General features: G+C 65.6%; 18 protein-coding genes. 4 read left to right on the top strand and 14 right to left on the bottom strand.

Annotation, left to right across the window (positions count from 1 at the left end; all coding sequences use genetic code 11):
- Nucleotides 1-63 precede the first annotated feature (63 nt).
- The 9 genes from NX778_RS00440 to NX778_RS00400 all read right to left on the bottom strand — a co-directional run bounded on the left by NX778_RS00440 (nt 64) and on the right by NX778_RS00400 (nt 8,291).
- Complete coding sequence (locus NX778_RS00440) at nt 64-819, bottom strand: SIMPL domain-containing protein (protein WP_258809721.1); 756 nt, start codon at nt 817-819, stop codon at nt 64-66.
- 244 nt (nt 820-1,063) lie between these two features.
- The gene (ilvC, locus tag NX778_RS00435) at nt 1,064-2,080 is read right to left on the bottom strand and encodes a ketol-acid reductoisomerase (protein ID WP_370661294.1); all 1,017 of its coding nucleotides are present in this window, start codon (nt 2,078-2,080) and stop codon (nt 1,064-1,066) included.
- 35 nt (nt 2,081-2,115) lie between these two features.
- On the bottom strand, nt 2,116-2,607 hold the full coding sequence (ilvN, locus tag NX778_RS00430) for an acetolactate synthase small subunit (RefSeq protein WP_258809720.1): 492 nt from the start codon (nt 2,605-2,607) through the stop codon (nt 2,116-2,118).
- Entirely contained in the window at nt 2,607-4,334 is a 1,728-nt protein-coding gene (locus tag NX778_RS00425; protein ID WP_258809719.1) for an acetolactate synthase 3 catalytic subunit, read from the bottom strand. Before NX778_RS00425 ends, ilvN begins: the two co-directional genes overlap by 1 nt.
- A gap of 367 nt (nt 4,335-4,701) precedes the next feature.
- Nucleotides 4,702-6,054, bottom strand: coding sequence for a YncE family protein (locus NX778_RS00420; protein WP_258811008.1), 1,353 nt, complete (start codon nt 6,052-6,054; stop codon nt 4,702-4,704).
- 40 nt (nt 6,055-6,094) lie between these two features.
- On the bottom strand, nt 6,095-6,541 hold the full coding sequence (locus NX778_RS00415; protein ID WP_370661293.1) for a DUF305 domain-containing protein: 447 nt from the start codon (nt 6,539-6,541) through the stop codon (nt 6,095-6,097).
- The gene (locus tag NX778_RS00410) at nt 6,538-7,329 is read right to left on the bottom strand and encodes an anti-sigma factor family protein (RefSeq protein WP_258809718.1); all 792 of its coding nucleotides are present in this window, start codon (nt 7,327-7,329) and stop codon (nt 6,538-6,540) included. Before NX778_RS00410 ends, NX778_RS00415 begins: the two co-directional genes overlap by 4 nt.
- A complete protein-coding gene (locus NX778_RS00405) occupies nt 7,326-7,844 on the bottom strand; it encodes an RNA polymerase sigma factor (protein ID WP_441295315.1) in 519 nt (172 codons plus the stop codon). The genes NX778_RS00410 and NX778_RS00405 overlap by 4 nt, the downstream gene beginning before the upstream one ends.
- A gap of 12 nt (nt 7,845-7,856) precedes the next feature.
- Entirely contained in the window at nt 7,857-8,291 is a 435-nt protein-coding gene (locus NX778_RS00400) for a nuclear transport factor 2 family protein (RefSeq protein ID WP_258809717.1), read from the bottom strand.
- 203 nt (nt 8,292-8,494) lie between these two features.
- Between NX778_RS00400 and NX778_RS00395 the strand changes: the two genes are divergently transcribed.
- From NX778_RS00395 to NX778_RS00380, 4 genes are read left to right on the top strand one after another with little or no spacing between them, the layout of a single operon-like run.
- The gene (locus NX778_RS00395) at nt 8,495-9,064 is read left to right on the top strand and encodes an RNA polymerase sigma factor (protein ID WP_258811005.1); all 570 of its coding nucleotides are present in this window, start codon (nt 8,495-8,497) and stop codon (nt 9,062-9,064) included.
- Nucleotides 9,061-9,480 carry a DUF3619 family protein gene (locus tag NX778_RS00390; RefSeq protein ID WP_258809716.1) on the top strand — a complete coding sequence of 140 codons (420 nt, stop codon included), beginning with the start codon at nt 9,061-9,063 and terminating at the stop codon, nt 9,478-9,480. Before NX778_RS00395 ends, NX778_RS00390 begins: the two co-directional genes overlap by 4 nt.
- Before the next feature lie 11 nt (nt 9,481-9,491).
- Nucleotides 9,492-10,247: a DUF3106 domain-containing protein gene (locus tag NX778_RS00385; RefSeq protein ID WP_258809715.1), complete on the top strand. Its 756-nt coding sequence runs from the start codon at nt 9,492-9,494 to the stop codon at nt 10,245-10,247.
- Nucleotides 10,237-10,749 (top strand): RDD family protein, encoded by a 513-nt coding sequence (locus NX778_RS00380; RefSeq protein ID WP_258809714.1) that lies wholly within the window; start codon nt 10,237-10,239, stop codon nt 10,747-10,749. The genes NX778_RS00385 and NX778_RS00380 overlap by 11 nt, the downstream gene beginning before the upstream one ends.
- A 139-nt stretch (nt 10,750-10,888) precedes the next feature.
- Here NX778_RS00380 and NX778_RS00375 read toward each other — a convergent pair whose 3' ends face one another.
- From NX778_RS00375 to fdx, 5 genes are read right to left on the bottom strand one after another with little or no spacing between them, the layout of a single operon-like run.
- Nucleotides 10,889-11,566, bottom strand: a complete 678-nt coding sequence (locus NX778_RS00375) for an RNA pseudouridine synthase (RefSeq protein WP_258809713.1) — start codon at nt 11,564-11,566, stop codon at nt 10,889-10,891.
- On the bottom strand, nt 11,566-12,597 hold the full coding sequence (gene ltaE, locus NX778_RS00370) for a low-specificity L-threonine aldolase (RefSeq protein WP_258809712.1): 1,032 nt from the start codon (nt 12,595-12,597) through the stop codon (nt 11,566-11,568). Before ltaE ends, NX778_RS00375 begins: the two co-directional genes overlap by 1 nt.
- A 6-nt stretch (nt 12,598-12,603) precedes the next feature.
- Complete coding sequence (locus tag NX778_RS00365) at nt 12,604-13,497, bottom strand: class I SAM-dependent methyltransferase (protein WP_258809711.1); 894 nt, start codon at nt 13,495-13,497, stop codon at nt 12,604-12,606.
- A complete protein-coding gene (gene iscX / locus NX778_RS00360; protein ID WP_258809710.1) occupies nt 13,484-13,678 on the bottom strand; it encodes a Fe-S cluster assembly protein IscX in 195 nt (64 codons plus the stop codon). The genes NX778_RS00365 and iscX overlap by 14 nt, the downstream gene beginning before the upstream one ends.
- 11 nt (nt 13,679-13,689) lie before the next feature.
- Complete coding sequence (fdx, locus tag NX778_RS00355) at nt 13,690-14,031, bottom strand: ISC system 2Fe-2S type ferredoxin (protein WP_258809709.1); 342 nt, start codon at nt 14,029-14,031, stop codon at nt 13,690-13,692.
- Between the last annotated feature and the right edge of the window lie 21 nt (nt 14,032-14,052).

Genomic DNA, 14,052 nt, shown 5'->3' with positions numbered 1-14,052 from the left:
GCGCGAGGCGCCGACCGCGCCATTATAGTGGGCGGCCCGTGACTTGTTAGCGAACGAACACTCTTACTTGAATTTCACCTTTCCTGTCAGATGCATCTGCAGCGTGGTCTCGCCCGGCTCGAAGCTGGGCTCGGCCACGTCCTGCTGGACCTTGGCGGCGCGCGAGTACATCATCGGCGCGGCCGCGTCCATCATCGGCGGGCGCACGTTGCCGGCGCCTTCGAGGTCGACCGTGTCGAGCACGGCGTCGGCCGGATTGCGGCCCATCGCGCGCGCGATCGAGGCCAGGCGCTCGTTGAGATTCTTGTAGGCTTCGGCGATGCGCTGGTCGTCGAGGCGTTTCATGGTATCGCGCGCCAGGCCGAAGCTCAGGCCGTTCAGCGCCAGCACCTTCTGCGCGGCGGCGGCGGTCTTTTCCAGCGCCGCCAGGTTGCGCGTCTTCACCTGCAACTGCTGGCCGACGCGCCAGCCGACCGGCACCAGGGGGCGCGGCGCGCCCTGCACGGGCAGCGGGCGGGGTTGCTCCGGATAGACCGGGTAGGTGTAATAGCCCAGGGTCTTGAGCTGCGCGCCGGGGTCGGCGGAGCGGATGATGTCCATCCCCTCCTTCATCTTGCGGTTCACGCGCGAGGCGGCCGCGGCTTTGTCCTTGTCCTGTTCTTCGATCGAGAACATGACCGTTGCTTCATCGTTGGCGTGCGTCACCTCGCCGGTGGCGGGGATGAACACCGTGGTGCCGCTGGTCGAAGGACCGGTTTGCGCATGGGCGGACATGGCGGCTGCAAGGCTCAGGATCAGGACGAGTTTTTTGGGCGACATTCTTATTCTCCGGGAGAGGCGGCGGTAGTGCCGCAGTGCAGAATACGATACAGTTTTTTGAAGAAGTATTGATTTTCTGTATCGAATCGTTGCAATTTCTCGCCCGTGGGTTTACCCCCAACGTCAAAATCGTCGTCCCCGCGAAGGCGGGGACCCATGCTGAGTTTGCTGGCCTGCGGCGTAACCGCTCTCAACGCAAACGTTCCATGGGTCCCCGCCTCCGCGGGGACGACGTGGTACTTCTTTAGTTTTTGGACTGGTCCACCAGCTTGTTCTTCGCGATCCACGGCATCATCGCGCGCAGCTTGGCGCCGACTTCCTCGATCTGGTGCTCGGCGGTCAGGCGGCGGCGCGAGATCAGGGTCGGTGCGCCGGCCTTGTTCTCGAGGATGAAGCTCTTCGCGTATTCGCCGGTCTGGATGTCCTTCAGGCACTGGCGCATCGCGTCCTTGGTCTGCGCGGTCACGACGCGCGGGCCGGTGACGTACTCGCCGTATTCCGCGTTGTTCGAGATCGAGTAGTTCATGTTGGCGATGCCGCCTTCGTAGATCAGGTCGACGATCAGCTTGAGCTCGTGCAGGCACTCGAAGTAAGCCATCTCCGGCGCGTAGCCGGCTTCCACCAGGGTCTCGAAGCCGGCCTTGATCAGCTCGACGGCGCCGCCGCACAGCACGGCCTGCTCGCCGAACAGGTCGGTCTCGGTCTCTTCACGGAAGTTGGTCTCGATGATGCCGGCGCGGCCGCCGCCGTTGGCCATCGCGTACGACAGCGCGATGTCGCGTGCCGAACCGCTCTTGTCCTGGTACACGGCGACCAGGTGCGGCACGCCGCCACCCTGGGTGTAGGTGCCGCGCACGGTGTGGCCCGGGGCCTTGGGCGCGATCATGATCACGTCGAGGTCGGCGCGCGGCACGACCTGGCCGTAGTGCACGTTGAAGCCGTGGGCGAAGGCCAGCACGCCGCCCTTCTTGATGTTCGGCTCGACGTTTTCCTTGTAGACCTGGGCGATGTTCTCGTCCGGCAGCAGGATCATGACGACGTCGGCGTTGCTCACCGCCTCGTCGACCTCGGCCACCTTCAGGCCGGCCTTCTCGACCTTGTGCCAGGAGCCGCCGCCGCGGCGCAGGCCGACGGTGACGTTGACGCCCGATTCGGACAGGTTCTGGGCGTGCGCGTGGCCTTGCGAGCCGTAGCCGATGATGGCGACGTTCTTGCCTTTGATGAGGGAGAGGTCGCAGTCTTTGTCGTAGAAAACGTTCATGGTGTGTGCTCTTTCTTTAAATTTGTAGGTGTTGCTTATACTTTGAGGATGCGTTCGCCACGGCCGATGCCGGAGCCGCCGGTACGTACGGTTTCGAGGATCGCGCTGCGGTCGATGGCGCCGATGAAGGCGTCGAGCTTGTCCTTGTTGCCGGTCAGCTCGATCGTGTAGGTCTTCTCGGTGACGTCGATGACGCGGCCGCGGAAGATGTCCGCGGTACGCTTCATTTCTTCACGTTCCTTGCCGACCGCGCGCACCTTGATCAGCATGAGCTCGCGCTCGATGTGCGCGCCTTCGGTCAGGTCGACCACCTTCACCACTTCGATCAGCCGGTTCAGGTGCTTGGTGATCTGCTCGATGATGTCGTCCGAACCGCTGGTGACGATGGTCATGCGCGACAGGGTCGCGTCTTCGGTCGGCGCCACGGTCAGGGTCTCGATGTTGTAGCCGCGGGCCGAGAACAGGCCGACCACGCGCGACAGCGCACCGGCTTCGTTTTCGAGGAGGACGGAAATAATGTGTCGCATTACAGGTCCTCCGATCCGAGCAGCATTTCAGACAGGCCCTTGCCCGCCTTCACCATGGGCCAGACGTTCTCGTCCGGATCGGTGATGAAGTTCATGAACACCAGGCGGTCCTTCATCGCGAAGGCTTCGCGCAGCGCGCCGTCGACGTCGGCCGGCTTGTCGATGCGCATGCCGACGTGGCCATAGGCTTCGGCCAGCTTCTGGAAGTCCGGCAGCGAGTGCACATAGGATTCCGAATAGCGCGACTCGTAGTCCAGTTCCTGCCACTGGCGCACCATGCCCAGGTAGCCGTTGTTGAGCAGGATGATCTTCGGCGTCAGGTGGTATTGCTTGCAGGTGGCCAGCTCCTGGATGCACATCTGGATCGAGCCTTCGCCGGTGATGCAGGCGACGGTCGCATCCGGATTGGCCATCTGCACGCCCATCGCGTACGGCAGGCCGACGCCCATCGTGCCCAGGCCGCCCGAATTGATCCAGCGGCGCGGCTTGTTGAACGGGTAGTACTGCGCGGCCCACATCTGGTGCTGGCCGACGTCCGAGGTGATGAAGGCATCGCCATCGGTCGCGCGCCACACGGCTTCGACCACCGACTGCGGCTTGATGACCTCGGTCGACGGGGTGTACTTCAGGCATTCCTTCGAACGCCAGGCGTTGATCTGGCTCCACCAGGAGCGCAGCGACTCGGCGTTCGGCTTGGCTTCGGCGGCGTCGAGCTGGCTCAGCAGTTCGACCAGCACGTCCTTGACGTTGCCGACGATCGGGATGTCGACCTTGACCCGCTTGGAGATCGAGGACGGGTCGATGTCGACGTGGATGATCTTGCGCGGGTTGCTGGCGAAGTGCTTGGGATTGCCGATCACGCGGTCGTCGAAACGGGCGCCGATCGCGATCAGGACGTCGCAGTGCTGCATCGCCATGTTCGCTTCGTAGGTGCCGTGCATGCCGGGCATGCCGACGAATTTGTCGCTGCCGGCGCGGTAGCCGCCCAGGCCCATCAGCGTATTCGTGACCGGGTAGCCGAGCTTGTCGACCAGCTTGTTCAGCTCGTTCGAGGCATTGGCCAGGATCACGCCGCCGCCGGTGTAGATCATCGGCCGCTCGGCCGCCAGCAGCAGCTGCACCGCCTTGCGGATCTGGCCGGTGTGGCCCTTGTCGACCGGCTTGTACGAGCGCATCTCGATTTCGCGCGGATACTCGAACGCGCACTTGTGCATCGAGATGTCCTTCGGGATGTCGACCAGCACCGGGCCGGGACGGCCGGTGCGCGCGATGAAGAAGGCTTTCTTGATGGTGGCGGCCAGCTCGCGCACGTCCTTGACCAGGAAATTGTGCTTGACCACGGGGCGCGTGATGCCGACCGTGTCGCATTCCTGGAACGCGTCCTGGCCGATGGCGTGGCTCGGCACCTGGCCGGTGATGACCACCATCGGGATCGAGTCCATGTAGGCGGTCGACAGGCCGGTGACGGCATTGGTGACGCCCGGTCCGGAAGTGACCAGGGCAACGCCGACCTTGTTGGAGCTGCGCGAATAGGCGTCGGCGGCATGCACCGCGGCCTGTTCGTGGCGCACCAGGATGTGCTTGAACTTGTCCTGCTGGAAGATGGCGTCGTAGATGTAGAGGACTGCCCCGCCCGGATATCCGAAGACGTGCTCGACGCCCTCCTCGGCCAGGCAACGCACGACAATCTCTGCGCCAGTGATTGGCGCTGTGGCTTCGTTACTCATAACATTCCTTTCAAAACCCATTGGGGAGTGATCGGATGCTCTTTCCTAACGAAATGTGCGACGGCGACAGACGCTCAGGCTTCCCTTCTTTCTGCGGTCACGTCGATCCTGCAGATACCCATAGATATCCTGTGAACCGGCGCTGGACGCAACTCGTTTGGCATGAGTTTCTGTAGCGGTGAGCACATTCCTCGCGCTTGTGGCACGGGTCGGAGCAAACTGCCTACAAATGAAAGCGAGTCAATGCCGGGAAGGTCCCTGTATGGACTGGCCCGGTGACCATGGAGCTTCGGGGTTGCAAAGCGTAACAGACACCTTACTGCGTTGCAGCATTCTGGTCAAGCTCCTTATGCGCTTTCCGCATGTACTATTGCACGCTCGACAACACCGCATGTTGCGGATCGGCCGCCGCCTCGCCTTCCATCACGAGGATGCGGCTGGCGCCGCCCTGTTTGCCGGACAGCGCGCCGGCCACTTCGCGCATCGGGCCGATGGCGGTGCCGTTGGCCTTGCCGCTGGCGTCGGTCTTGAAACTGGCGACCGGGGCGGCCTGGCCGCTGGCATACACGCTGTACACGGTATCCGGTTTCAGCTTGAACAGGAACACTTCCAGCGCATCGGTCACGCCGAGGTTGCGCGCCACCACGAAACCCTTGCCCATGCCGCCATTCGGCTTGAGCGCGATATTCACCGGTTCCGAGCTGACCCGCGGGACCAGGTTGGCGGTCCCGGCGCCGGCCGGCGCCGCATGCGAGACGTAGACCAAAGCCTGCGGCGCCTGCCCCACCGGCGCGTGGGCGACGACCTTGTCAGTGGCGGTGTCGATGACGTCCACCGCGTCGCCGTTCTCCAGGCCGACGTAAACGCGGCTGCCGTCGTCGGAGCTCCAGATACCGTGCGGCAGCGCGCCGGTCGGGATGGTCGCCACCAGCGCCGGGGCGTCGCCGGTGCTGTACACCTTCACCACGTTTTCACCGCCGACCGTGACGTAGGCGCGCACGCCATTGGCGGTCTTGGCGAAGGCGAGGTGGTTGGTGATGAAGCCGGTGTCGATTACGCCCTTGACGGCCAGCGTGGCGGTGTCGATGCGGGTGACCTTGCCGACGTCCTTGTGGGTCATCCAGATTTCCTTGAAGTCGGGCGTGAACTGCAGGAAGGGCGAGAACGGGCTGGTCACCGGGATGTGCTTGATGACCTTGCGCGACTTGACGTCGATGACGTCGACCACCGGATTGAAGCTCGACACCACGAAGGCCAGCTTGCCGTTCGGGTGGAACATCACCATGCCCGGCCCGCCGGTGGTCTGGATGCGCCCTTTTTCCTTGTAGCTGGCCGGGTCGATCACGGAAATGTAGTCTTCCCCGCGCACCACCACCCATACCTCGCGCCCGTCGGCCGTGAAGAAGCCTTCGTGCGGCGAGCGGCCGATGTAGGTCACGCCCTTGACCTTGTTGGTGGCGGTGTCGATGAAGGTCACCGAATTGGAGCCGTTGGCAATCGCGACCAGGGTCTTGTGGTCCGGCGAGAAGCCCAGCCCGTGCACATTGATCTCGCCCTTGTACAGCGGAGAGAGGATGTCCGGGCGCTGGTTGCCGAGGCGGACCTGGCCGAGCAGGGTGTTGGTGGTGGGGTCGATGACCGAGACGGTATTGCTGTTCTGGTCGGCCGTGTAGACCCGGTCGCCGGGCCTGGGCAGGGCTTGCGCGGGCGCCGCCAGCATGGCGGCGGCAAGGGCGAAGGCGCCGGCGGCGCGGACCGTGTCAGTGGTGTGCATGGGAGTCCTTGTCGGTTGGCGTCTGCGCGGCGGGCGCGGCACGGCTGTGAGCGGCCTGGTAGCGCCGCAGCCAGGCCCGCATGACGTTGATTTCGTTCTGCTGCTCGGTGATGATGCCCTGCGCCAGGTTGCGCAGTTCCTGGTCCTTGCTGTGGACCAGGATCGCCTTGGCCATGTCGATCGCGCCCTGGTGATGCGGAACCATCATGGCGACGAAGTCGTGGTCCGGCACGCCGTCCATCGGCGCGCTGCGCATGCCGCGGTCCATGATGGCCATGGCCTCGTTCGCGAGTTGGTCATACGGCTTGGCGCTGCTGGCGACGAAGGTGGCGGGGGTGGCGCTCCCCTGCCCGTGCTGGTGCGCGGCCGGCTGGCCCTGGGCCATGCACGCGCTTACCCATAGGCAGGCGGCTGACAGGAAGATCACTTTCAAGCCGGTCCCTCCAGTTGTTCGTAGACGGCGCTCGCGACGCGTGCCAGCTCGCCCTTGTCGATACCGGCTGACAAGGCGTAGCCGAACTTGCCGTCGATCCAGTAGAACACGTTGACCGGGCCCTCCTTGGCGAAGCGGAAGCCGGTGTCCTTATTCTGCGCCTGCTCGTTCGACACGTACACGGTGAGACGCTGGCCGGCGCGGTCCTGGTACATGAATTGCGCCACCGGACCGCTGGCGCCGGGCAACAGCCGCCCGCCGATCAGCTCATAGCCCAGTTTGCCAAGGCGCGGCGGCCGCACCTTGGTGCCGAGGCGCTTGGACAGCCAGGTGACCAGCTGGTCCTCCTGCTCGGCGCCGATCTCGACCGGACGGCGTACGTCCGGGCTGTAGACCACGTGCGCGACGGCGGCCTGGTGCGCCAGCCCGGCACTGGCTTGTTGCGCAAAGCCATAGCGGGCCATGGCCGCCGGGCGCAGGTCGGCGCCGGCGGCGCCGCGCAGGAACCAGCCGGCGCCGCCGCCGGCAATCGCAATCGCCAGCGCGGCGGCAAGGCGCTGCCACTGCCAGCCCGCTCGGACCGGGGCTCGGGGCGGCGGGGCCGGCTCGTCGAGCACGCCATCGAACAGGGCATGCAGGGCATCGTTCTGGGCCGAATAGGCTTGAACCCGCGCCGCTTCTTCCGGAAGCGCCGCGAGATAGGCCTCGACCTCGGCGCGCCGCGCGGGCGGCAGGCGGCCGTCGACATAGGCGTGCAGCTCGGCTTCGGTAATGGGCAGGTGACTCATTTGACGACCTTCAGGGAAATGGCGGGGGCGCGGCCGTCCATCAGCGCACGCAGCTTCTCGCGGGCGCGCGACAGGCGCGACATCACGGTGCCGACCGGAATGCCGAGCGCCTGCGCGACGTCCTCGTAACGCATTTCTTCGAGCCCGACCAGCAGCAATATCTCGCGCTGGGCCTCGGGCAGCAGGCGCAGCGCGGCGTCGAGCTCGCGCAGTTCGAGGCCGGCGCACACCTGGCCGGGCGCGGCCGGCTGCGGCGTGTCCTCGTCGAGCGGCTCGGTGTCCAGCACGCCGCGGCGGTGCTGGTCGACCCGCAGGTTATGCATGATCGAGAACAGCCAGGCCCGCATGTCGCTGCCGCGCTGCCAGTCGGCCAGCCGCGCCCAGCCGCGTTCCACGGTGTCCTGCACCAGGTCCTCGGCGGCGGCGCGCTCGCCGACCAGGGCGCGCGCGTAGCGGCGCAGGCGCGGCACGCAGGCCAGCAGGTGATCGGCTGCATCGCCGCGCATCTGGCTCATCTCCGCGCCGGCTCAGTAGGAAGCGGGGGCCAGCTTGGGATCGACCTGCCAGGTCTCGTTGACCAGCTTGCCGTCGCGGTAGGTGAGCACGTAGCGCACCTTGACCTGCATCTTGCCCTCGAACTGCACGCCGGCCACCACAGTGGCGCCCTTCGGATTGGCCGATTCGGCGATGCCCATCACGCTGACCCGGACCGGACCGGCGGCGGCGCCGAACTTGTCCCACACGGCGCCGATGGCGGCCGGACCGTCATAGCTGCCGTCGAGCGGGCCGCCGACCCAGGTCAGGCGCGCATTGTCCGCATAGTCGCGCACGATGGCGGCGTGGTCGGCGCTGCCGATGGCGGCGAAATGGGCCTGGGCGGCGTCGAGGGCGGGACCGGCGAAGGCGTTGCCGGTGGCGCCGCCGGCGCAGGCCAGCAGGAGCGCGAGGGTGCTGCGTTTCATGGAATCTCCTTGGTAAGACAGGGTGGAAAATGGGCGCTTACCTGGGTGAACGTATCCGGATGCGCATTATTCCATGCGGCCCCGATTATTTTTTTACAGCACGCGCCCTGTGCCGGACGGGTGCATATACCTGCAAATTTTGCTACGATTCGATAGTTTTCCCCAAAGCCACAGGCCGGACCCTCGGCGCACCCCTTCATCGCATGGCAACAGACAAAGAACTCAACGACTTCCTCGCGAATGTCGAACGGCGCGCCTTCAAGCAAGCCGTGTATGCGGTGCGCAAGGACGAATCGGCGCTGGACATCGTGCAGGACGCGATGATCAAGCTGGCCGAGAAATACGGCGACAAGCCGGCCGCCGAACTGCCGATGCTGTTCCAGCGCATCTTGCAGACCACCATCCTCGATTATTTCCGACGCGAAAAGGTGCGCAACACCTGGGTCAGCCTGTTCTCCGGCCTGGGCCGGCGGGACGACGAGGACGAGGACTTTGATATACTTGCATCATATGAAGCCGAGGAAGGGACGGCCGCTGCCGAGTCCAGCGCCGACCAGGTCGAACGGGCCGAAACCTTGCGCCTGATCGAAAACGAAGTACAAAAACTCCCGGCGCGTCAACGCGAAGCCTTCCTGATGCGTTACTGGCAGGACATGGATGTGGCCGAAACGGCCGAGGCGATGGGCGTTTCCGAGGGCAGCGTAAAGACGCATTGCTCTCGCGCTACACACACCCTCGCGGAAGCCCTCAAGGCCAAGGGAATTAAATTATGAACACGGACGACATCAACCTGGCGTACAAGATTCGCCACGCGCTCAACGAAAATCTTGATGCCCTGCCCGATTCGACCAGCGAACGGCTCGCCGCCGCGCGCGCCCGCGCGCTCGCCCGCAAGAAGGCCGATGCGCCGGTACGCAAGGCCCAGGCTCGCCCCTTGCTGAACATGCACGCCCTGCTGTCGATGTCCGGCCTCGGGCGGGTCGCGGTGGCGGTGCCGCTGCTGGCGGCCGTGTTCGGCCTGGCCGGTCTGTACCAGTACGAGCAGCAACAGCGCATTTCCGAGCTGGCCGAGCTGGATGCGGCCGTCCTGTCGGACGAGCTGCCGCTGACCGCCTACACCGACCACGGCTTCAACGCCTATCTCGCGTCCCAGGCACAGGGCAAGGCCCCGCAGCCTGCCGCGCAATGAGGGCAAGCGGTTTGCGTCGCGCCCTGATCGCCTGCTCGACCGCGCTTGCGCTGGCCGCCGGGGCCGCCTGGGCCATGGCCCAGCAAACCGGTCCCGCCGCCAAGCCGCCCGCCGCCGCTGCGCCGGTGGCCGGCGCGCCCGCGCATGGCGTCACCCACGGGGTGGTCAAGGCGCCCGCCAAGATGGCTGAAAAACCGCTGTGGAAGGACCTCAACCCTGCCCAGCGCACCGCGCTCGCGCCGCTGGCCACCGAGTGGGACCAGATGAACGGCGTGCGCAAGCAGAAGTGGCTCGAGATGTCGAACCACTTCGCCTCGCTCAAGCCCGATGAACAAGCCCGCATCCAGGAACGCATGCGCGAATGGGTGCGCCTGACGCCGGCCGAACGCAAGCTGGCGCGCGACACCTACAAGCGCACCAAGAAGCTGGCGCCGGGCGAAAAGACCGCCACCTGGGAAAGCTACCAACAGCTGCCGGACGACCAGAAGCACAAGCTGGCCGAAGCCGCCGCCGCCCGCAAGCAGGGCATGGCCGCGGCCACGGGCACGCATGCCTCGCCGCTGCATTCAGGCGCGTCCAGCTGCCCGGCGGGCAAGATCAAGAACAAGGTATCGGCAACGCCGCCGTGCGTCCCGGCGCCTGCACCGGCACCGGCACCTGCCGCTGCGCAGACGCCTGCGGCTTCCGCAGCGGCAGCGCAGCCTTCTCCGACGACACCTCCTCTTCCGGCCAGCGCGCCGGCCGTCCCCGCATCCAATGGCCAGTAACCCAGCAGCGAGCGACACCCCGACCGTCAAGCGGCGGGTCATCTCGATGGTCTACGAAGTGTTCCTGCTGCTCTCGGTCGAGATGCTCGCGACCGCTGCGTACATGCTGGCCACCGCCAACCGGCACGAGCCGATTTTCCAGTACGGGCGCAACGTGTTCCTGTTCCTGGTCGCCGCCGCCTACTTCGTCTGGTGCTGGACCGACAGCGGCCATACGCTGGCCATGAAGACCTGGCGCATCAGGCTGGTGCAGCCGGGGCATGCCAAGGTGCCGTTCGGCGTCGCGGCGATCCGCTACCTGCTGGCCTGGGGCTGGTTCCTGCCGGCGCTGCTGGTGTGCTGGGCCGCCGGGCTGCACGACAAATCACAGATCGCGATTGCGCTCCTGATCGGCATGGTGGGATGGGGCGCGACAGCGTTCTTCGACAAGGACCGGCAGTTCCTGCATGACCGGCTGGCGGGGACGCGGCTGGTGTCGCTGCCTAAAAAGACCCGTCAATAAAACAACGTCGTTCCCGCGCAGGCGGGAACCCATAGACCGCACGCGTTGTCGCAGCACAGCGCCGCAGGCCAGTGAGCTCAGCATGGGTCCCCGCCTGCGCGGGGAGTCGTTTCCGGCAGTGCCGGGAACGACGGAGTGCTTAGAAACGCTCAGATTCGACGAGGTAGCGCCAGCGGCCTTCCGGCAGCTTCGACAGCGACACCCGCCCGACGCGCAAACGCTTCAAGCTCACCAGCTCCAGGCCGACGCTGCGGCACATCTTCGCGATCTGCCCCGGCTTGATGCCCTTCCCTGCGATCCGCAACCGGCCTTCGCTCTGCCAGCTGACCTTGACCGCATCGCGATTGAGTGATGCCAGCCCGCCATCGGCGATAGCGCCAGTAACTTGCGCCACGAATTCCTGCTCCATGCGGCTCGCGTCTTCGACCAGCTTGCGCACGATGCGAAAGTCCTGCGTACACACCATCAAACCGCTGGCCGCATCTTCCAGCGGCAGGACGGGTTCAATCTTGTTCAGGTGGCGTTTGAGGAAGCGCTCGCGGCCCTCCTGTGTGCCGGACGAGACCAGCTCAAGCGCGGCTGCGGCATCGAGGCCGGCCGGCTTGTGCAACAGGATTGTGACCGGCGCGATTTCATCCGCGGTGGCGCCGGCCAGCAGAACCACGAGCTGCTGCTCCGTCACGCGCGTGGCCGGATCTTCGGCCACTTCGCCATCGACCGTCACCCAGCCGCCCGCGATATAGCGCTCGGCCTCGGCGCGCGAACACGGCAGCATGGCCGCCACGCGCTTGGCCAGGCGGACGCCCTCCTCGTTCATCAAACCTTGAAATCCTTGAAGAAGGACTTGAACGCGCCGATGGTGCGCTGGACGTCTTCGCGCGAGATATCGAGGTGCGTGACAAGCCGCGTGTGCGGGCCGATGGAGGCACGGATCTGCTGGCGCTCCAGGTGCGCGCGCAGCGGCTCGCAAGCGGCGGCCGGCATGCCGACGTAGAAGATGTTGGTCTGCGGCGTGGTCACCTTCAGGCCCTCGATTTCGCCAAGGCCTGCGGACAGCTGCGCCGCGTTGTCGTGGTCTTCGGCCAGGCGCTGCACATTGTGCTCCAGCGCGTAGATGCCGGCCGCCGCGATGATGCCGGCCTGGCGCATGCCGCCGCCCAGCATCTTGCGCCAGCGCCGGCTGCGCTCGATGAAGTCCTTCGAGCCGAGCAGCACCGAACCGACCGGCGCGCCCAGGCCTTTCGACAGGCACACCGACACGCTGTCGAAACCGGCCGTCGCATCGCGCAGGCTGACGCCAAGCTTGACCGCCGCGTTGCAGACGCGCGCGCCGTCGAGGTGGGCGGCGAGGCCCTTGGCATGCGCCAGCGACGTCGCGGCCCGCATATAATCCTGGCCCAACACGCGGCCGCCGATGGTGTTCTCCAGCGCCAGCAGGCGGGTGCGCGCGAAGTGATCGTCGGCCGGCTTGATGTAGCCCTCGATGTCCGCCAGCGCGATGCTGCCGTCCGGCTGGTTGGCGATCGGCTGCGGCTGGATGCTGCCCAGCACCGCGGCGCCGCCGCCTTCGTATTTGTAGGTGTGCGCTTCCTGGCCAACCATGTACTCGTCGCCGCGGCCGCAATGCGTCATCAGCGCGATCAGGTTGGTCTGGGTGCCGGACGGCGCGAACAGGCCGGCCTCGAAGCCGAACAGGTCGGCGGCGTAGTCCTGCAGGCGGTTGACGGTGGGGTCGTCGGCGTAGACGTCGTCGCCGACAGGAGCAGCGGCCATCGCGGCGCGCATCGCGTCGGAAGGATGGGTGACGGTATCGCTGCGCAGGTCGATCCAGTTTTCGCTATTGCTCATAATCGTTTATTCCGTTTGCGTGGCAGGCTCGGATTGCGATGCCTGTCCGGTATAGAAGCGCTGGTCCATCTCTTCCAGTCCCAGCGTCGACAGCACTTCATGCAGCCGCTCCGCGGGTCGGCGGCGCGGCAGGTTCTTGTAGGTGGCGACGATCAGCTCGTTCTTCATCGAGTGCTCCCAGCCCACCAGTTCGGTCACGTTGACCTGGTAGCCGTGCGCCTCCAGCTGCAGGCAGCGCAGCACATTGGTGACCTGGCTGCCGAATTCGCGCGTGTGGATCGGGTGGCGCCACAGCTCGGTGAGCACGTTGCGGCCCAGCTGGCCGCCTTTGTTCTTGCGCAGCACGGAGGCGACTTCGGCCTGGCAGCACGGCACCAGCACGATGTACTTGGCCTCCTTCTTGAGGGCGAAGTCGATCGCATCATCGGTCGCGGTATTGCAGGCGTGGAGCGCGGTGACGACGTCGATGGTCGGCGGCAGCTCGCTTGAGGTGGTCGATTCCGCGACCGACAGCGGCAGGAAGGACATGCCGCCGAAGCCCAGGTGCTGCGCCAGCTCGGTCGACTTCTGCACCAGCTCTTCACGCGTCTCGATGCCGTAGATGTGCGAGCCGTCGTGCAGGCCCTTGAAGAACAGGTCGTACAGGATGAAGCCGAGGTAGGACTTGCCGGCCCCATGGTCGACCAGGGTCACGCCCGGGTGCTCGGCCAACACGTCCTTGAGCAGCGGCTCGATGAACTGGTACAGGTGGTAGACCTGCTTGAGCTTGCGGCGGCTGTCCTGATTCAGTTTGCCGTCGCGGGTCAGGATGTGCAGTTCCTTGAGCAGCTCGACCGACTGGCCGGGACGGACTTCCGGCGGCAGCTCCGGCGCTTGCGTTTTCTTGTCAGGCCGCTTCATCGATCCACGCCTGTTGAATCGCCTCGAGGATCTTTTCGCCGCCGCGCGAGTGGTCGTCGTCGAAGCCATCCAGCTCGACCACCCAGTTGTGCAGGTCGACGAAGCGCACGCCGGCCGGGTCGACGTCCGGGTATTTGTCGTACAGGGCTTCGGCGATGCTGGAGATGTCGGTCCACTTCATGGCAGCACCCTTCAATGGTTCTTTTCGGCCGCGTGGTTGATGGTGTACTTCGGGATCTCGACCACCAGGTCTTCGGTGCCGACGATGGCCTGGCAGGACAGGCGCGAGACGGCTTCCAGGCCCCAGGCCTTGTCGAGCATGTCCTCTTCCTTTTCCTCGGGCTCGTTGAGCGAGTCGAAGCCTTCGCGTACCAGCACGTGGCAAGTGGTGCAGGCGCACACGCGGTCGCAGGCGTGCTCGATTTCGATGTCGTTGGCGAGCATGGCGTCGCAGATCGACTGGCCGGTCGGCGCTTCGACCACCGCGCCTTCGGGGCAGAACACGGGATGGGGCAGGAATACGAGTTGTGGCACTTCTGTTACCTCATTATTTTG

It is taken from the genome of Massilia terrae (assembly GCF_024753145.1).
In the GTDB taxonomy this organism is placed as follows: Bacteria; Pseudomonadota; Gammaproteobacteria; order Burkholderiales; family Burkholderiaceae_D; genus Telluria; species Telluria terrae.
The sequence above is the reverse complement of the archived record's forward strand: the minus strand, read 5'-3'. Positions and strand labels throughout refer to the sequence as shown.